Raw genomic sequence first — 5,250 nt, 5'->3', positions numbered from 1 at the left:
CTGATTGTTACCATAAAAAATAGGTGGATTACTTATTCTATCTCTAACCGAATTAACGATAATATCTCTGTCTTTATTTATATCTTCAATTACAGCAGCTAAAGCACCTAATTGATCATTTTCTCTATGTAGATTATTTTTAATAACATCGTGAGCTGTTTTTTTTTCACATACAACGAGGCATTTTAAATTATTGGCTAATGCATTTGTGATTAATGCTGTTAACGACTGACTTTTCCCCGTTCCAGGTGGTCCTTGAATTATTTTTTTTGGTTCAAATCCTAAAGTGCTTAATATTTCTTGTTGACTAGGATCTGTATTTATCGCACTATAAGCTGTCCCTGTAAAAGATTCAATTTTCAATTCATCAAATTGAAAACTATCAGCTTTCTCAATAAGTTTGTCAATATCAGTAATGATACTTTCTTTTTGTGTTCTAAATAAACCGAAGACACCCCCAAAATGAATCCAAGGTAAATTATTCGATCGAGAGTCAATAGTTGCGGCTTCCGGTATATTCACTAAAGGCTCTTTTAATTTTTGCTTCAAATCCTCAATTAGGTTGGATGGCGAATTAGAATTTAATGCCTTTAGTACTTTGTAGCACTCGTCAAGAAGTTCATTTTTATCAATAATGGCATCCTCAAGTAAATCTTCATTGATTTGAGGAATAATAATTCCTTCATCATTTTTTAAAAAAGAAAGTAAGACCTCATTTAAGCCTACGGAGTGGATTTCTTCATCAACAATCTTACCAGTCTCAGCCTTAACTTTATTACGAAGGATTGACCATGTATTTATTTTGTTGGTTGCTTTTACCAGTTCTAGCTGCCAGATAAAAAGAGGGGCCTTTATGATTTTTTTTGGATCTTGTTTAGAAGGCTTAATCAGAATTGGATAACCAAATCCAAAAGTCTTTATTCCATGTTCTTTGTAGTTATCATCGTTTTCAATGTTTAGGGAATTAAGTCTTTTGGAAAGTAGACCAAACTTCTTCTGTTCCTCGGTAGAAATGCTGTTTAAGTCAACATCATCAAAAGTGATTTTAAATTCAAAACAGGATTTTTTTAACAAGGCTTCCAAAAAAGATTCTGCATAATCAGGTTTGATGTAATTCAAGTTTGCAAAATCAAGTCTTGTTGCGAATCGTCCGGGTAATACATTAAGGTGAATTGATTTTGTATTTCCTCCCTTTAACTTGTCTCTTAACGCTTTAAGAAATATTAAATCTGCCATATTATGAATGTTATTATTCTTAAAAGTAATATTTCTTTGATGTATGTTGATGTTTATTTATGAAATAGCCAAGATACTTGTCTCAAAGTGATTAAGATAGTTGTCGTATTTATTAAATTAAGTCATCCACAATATCTGAAAAATCAAATTCATGAATTAATGTGATAGTATGTCCATCTTTTCTGAGACTTAATGCTTTTTCTACTTTTCGTCCATAACAGGAAAATGCCCATGCAGGATTCCCATTATCACCTACTATTAAATAATCTGTTTTTTTACTTATACTTTCTATTGGTATACCCCCGAGTTTTCTAATATCATTTTGTAATGTTTCTCTGTTTCCTCTTTTTAACACACCAGTGATACAAAATGTTTTTCCAGTGAAAATGACATTTGGTTCACTTGTACAAAGTCCTGCAATATTTACATCAGAGGTTTCAGAATCTATTTGCTTTTGAACTACTATGTCTTGTATTTTTACAAATTGATTAAAGTATGCTTTCAAAACTATTCTTTCTTCTTCATCAATTCTATTGTCTGAAAGAATTGACACTATTAGACTTCTTATTTCATCATAAGGGTAGTAGGTACTTAAATGCTCATTTTCTTCAAGCCAGTTATTTAAGTCTATTATTTCTTTATCAGTAATATTTCCATCGGCTAGTATTCCATGACAAAGACCTTGTAGAGTTTGGAGATCTGTTGTTATTGGATTATAATAATAATTATCACTTTCATATTTTTGACATAACCAATACAAATCCTCAATAGTTTCTGTAGGGGGTATTCTATTTGAAACCGTTTCTTCAATGATTGTCATAAACTCATTAAAAGGATTGCGCTTTATTAAATCATTGTGTACAGCTACCCATTTTTTAAGTTCATTAATTTCTTTATCATTAATTTCTTTATCTAAATTGATACCTAATAATATTCCTTTTAAGGAACTAATTGCTTTATCTGCTTGTGATTTAGCGGTATAAATTTTTAATACTTGTTGATCAATTTCTTTCATAAAATATTATTACTAGTTATAAATTTAAGCTTAGTATCTGATTATAAAAATGTGCACAACTATTCCTTAGCAATTTATTTAAAATAAGGATAGATATTACAAAAAGCGATAGAAAATATTGAATTAATGTAATAAAAATTCTAGTTATTGAAAATCCTTTGTATATTAACAACCTCTTTTAGTACTAGGCAGTTTTAGTTTTGATAATAAGGTAGTCTATAAAATAATAAAAAAAAACTCCAGAAAACCAAGCTTGGTAAGGCCTACAAAAGTTACAAATGTGTCTATGAATCGCTCCTGATTATCAGTACTTATGGCGTCTTCTAAACTTGAAATACGCATCTGATGGCGGGAAATTCCTATGATATGATGTATTCTTAAAAATACGAAAATTCCTGTTTTGACACAACTTTTTGTTATATTTGGTGATATACAAACGGAGTTTTTTTTCACAGGCTGACGTTAGCAGCAATATTTAAGAACGTATCTAATTAAACGAGAAATGAATAACTTTAACATATTACGCTTGTGCTGTTTGATACAAGACAGAGATGCACAAGACTTAAAAAGAACGGCTCTTTCAGTTATATTTGAAACGCTATATGAAACAGATAATGCTGAAATGTCAGCTGATGAATTATTTGCTGCAACTAATGAAAAGTTCAACACGGCGTTAGAAAAAGATTTTTTTGATAATTTATTAGTTAAATCAAACTCATTTATTTTAACGACAACTCAATCTTCGCCTCTTGTAAGACTTACTCCTGAAAAATTTGATGAAATTGACAAAAATGTTTCGGAATATTCAATAGATCCACATATCGAAAAGTTTTTAGAAAAAAGAAAATTGCCCCTTTCTAAAAAAGAAAAAATAATAGAAATCCTATTTCAATCAATTTATGAAAACATCTATACATTTACTCCTGACAAAATTGAAACATTAATTCCACAAAACATTTCGGAAAAATTAGAACAATCAGATTTAGATATCTTCAATGATTTTTTAGAATATGATAATCACGAAAAAAATAGATGCTTATATAACCATTTTGCAAAAGCAATTGAGTTCGCCATTTTAACTTCCGGTAAAGGAGTTACTCAATTCTCTGAAAATATTTATAAAGACAAAAGCTACCTTCTCGATACTAACATAATCTTTAGATTGATTGGGGTGGGGGGAGAAGAAAGAAGACTTACCACTGAGCAATTGATGAAAGATTGTATTAATCAGGGCATACAATTTGAATATTCGCACCACACGTTATTAGAACTTAATAAAAAATTGGAGCAATGCGTAATTGAGATCAGTCGGGCAGAAAAAAGCAACAAAATAGCACTTGTTGAAAATGTCTTAGAAAATAATCCTCATTTATTCAATGACGATTTTATAACACAATACTGTAATTTACGAATTGCAAAAATAGTCAATAGCCCAGAACAGTATGAAATCGAAATGAAAAGTCGATTTAAAATTTTATGTACTGAATTAAACATTCAGAAAACCAATCATAAAATTAGCATCGAAGCTTCTCGTGGAAATTCTTATGGTCTATTCTTAATGAAAAAGCGAAAAGAGATTAATGAACATTATAGATATTCAATACATCAAGCAAAAGTAGACGCAAATAATATTTTGTATGTTAGGGAACGACGTGGTGGAAATAATTATAATTATGCTGACGTTAAATCCTTTTACTTAACAACAGATAGAGGTTTAAATAGGATCTTATCTGCTGAAAAAGAAAATTTAGTTCCAGAAACTATACTACCTTCTCAGCTATTTATAATTCATAATCCTATATCAAGTAACGGTGATAAAGAACCTGATTATAAAACTTTTTTTAGATTTTTGAAAAGGAGAACCTCCGAGTTTAAATTGCGTGGTAAAGATGTTCTTCATTACATCACACAAGCTCGCATGTTTTCAACTGATGAAAAGGTAATCAAATCAGTCATTGAAACATATTCTGATCAACGATATAAATATTCTATCTCAGATTCTGTCGAAGAAGGAACACTATTAAGTTTCAAAGACTTTTCAGCTACATTTTTCGATAAGAAAAATGCAGAATTAAAAGATACAAAGCAAAATTATGATATTATTCTCTCAGAATCTGAAAAGGAATTTTCAACAGTTATTTCTAAATCTAAAAATGTTGTTAAAATAATAGATTTTTTTTTAACACTTATAGTAATTCCAGGAATTGCACTAACGTTAAAATTCGTCACTAAGCTTGATAGCTCATATATTGTTATATTTCTTTTGATTGCGGAAGCAATAAAATTTATCGTTTCATCAAGAACTAATTTTTTAAAAAATATATGGTTGAGTTTAGCTAAATATTTTGCTCAAAAAACTTCTTATTATAAGTTGTCAAAAAATAGAGATTTTTTAAACAGGATTGAAGATAAAATAAATGGAAGTTCTGATAACATTTGGAAATAAATACTACTGCTTACAAGTGCTACAACGGATTTGGTCAATTAGCTTAAAGGAAAGTTGGTTTGCCTCCGGCCGGTTCGGCTTTCAGCCTCGGGTTGTATTTGTAAAGATTTGCTTCGCCTGTTCGCTATCGCTCGGGTGGCGAATCCGAGAATAGGGCTTAATTTAGTCCCAAACCCGATGTAGTACCAGAACGTTGGCAGTAACCGAGTGACGCAACTGTATAGCAGTTGACAGGAGTAACAATTAGATATTGAATGACTGCCCTCATTGCAATGTAAATTTGACAAGGAACAAAATTTTAATAAAATAAAGATATGCTGACAAACGTAAATCCAAAAATGCCGATGCGGAACAAGACCGCAACAAAAGATTTCTATATAAACAAGTTAGGATTTCGGAACGTGGGAAGTTCTGATTATGATGGATATTTAATGGTTGAAAAAGACAACATAGAAATCCACTTTTTTGAGTTTAAAGAACTTGGGCCGAACGAAAACTACTCAGGAGTTTACATCCGAACCAATAACATTGACAGTTTGTATCAATCATTGTT

Annotated in this window: 3 protein-coding genes and 1 pseudogene; 2 read left to right on the top strand and 2 right to left on the bottom strand. The window is 30.4% G+C overall.

Annotation, left to right across the window (positions count from 1 at the left end):
- Together VFS71_RS09525 and VFS71_RS09520 are read right to left on the bottom strand one after the other, a co-directional pair.
- A pseudogene (locus VFS71_RS09525) lies at positions 1-1,236 on the bottom strand (hypothetical protein); the annotation flags it as partial.
- Between the two features lie 112 nt (positions 1,237-1,348).
- Complete coding sequence (locus tag VFS71_RS09520; protein WP_326400940.1) at positions 1,349-2,251, bottom strand: BRCT domain-containing protein; 903 nt, start codon at positions 2,249-2,251, stop codon at positions 1,349-1,351.
- Between the two features lie 502 nt (positions 2,252-2,753).
- On the opposite strand from VFS71_RS09520, the gene VFS71_RS09515 reads away from it, so the two are divergent.
- Both VFS71_RS09515 and VFS71_RS09510 read left to right on the top strand, forming a co-directional pair.
- Positions 2,754-4,697 carry a hypothetical protein gene (locus tag VFS71_RS09515; protein WP_326400938.1) on the top strand — a complete coding sequence of 648 codons (1,944 nt, stop codon included), beginning with the start codon at positions 2,754-2,756 and terminating at the stop codon, positions 4,695-4,697.
- A 314-nt stretch (positions 4,698-5,011) separates the two neighbouring features.
- On the top strand, positions 5,012-5,250 hold a 239-nt coding region (locus VFS71_RS09510; protein ID WP_326400936.1), incomplete at its 3' end, for a VOC family protein.

Origin of the sequence: Flavobacterium sp. (assembly GCF_035760125.1) — a bacterium.
Lineage (GTDB): Bacteria > Bacteroidota > Bacteroidia > Flavobacteriales > Flavobacteriaceae > Flavobacterium.
The sequence above is the reverse complement of the archived record's forward strand: the minus strand, read 5'-3'. Positions and strand labels throughout refer to the sequence as shown.

Excerpts from the sequence above, each read along its gene's own strand:
- VFS71_RS09520 (WP_326400940.1), bottom strand. The coding sequence starts at position 2,251 with ATGAAAGAAATTGATCAACAAGTATTAAAAATTTATACCGCTAAATCA.
- VFS71_RS09515 (WP_326400938.1), top strand. The coding sequence starts at position 2,754 with ATGAATAACTTTAACATATTACGCTTGTGCTGTTTGATACAAGACAGA.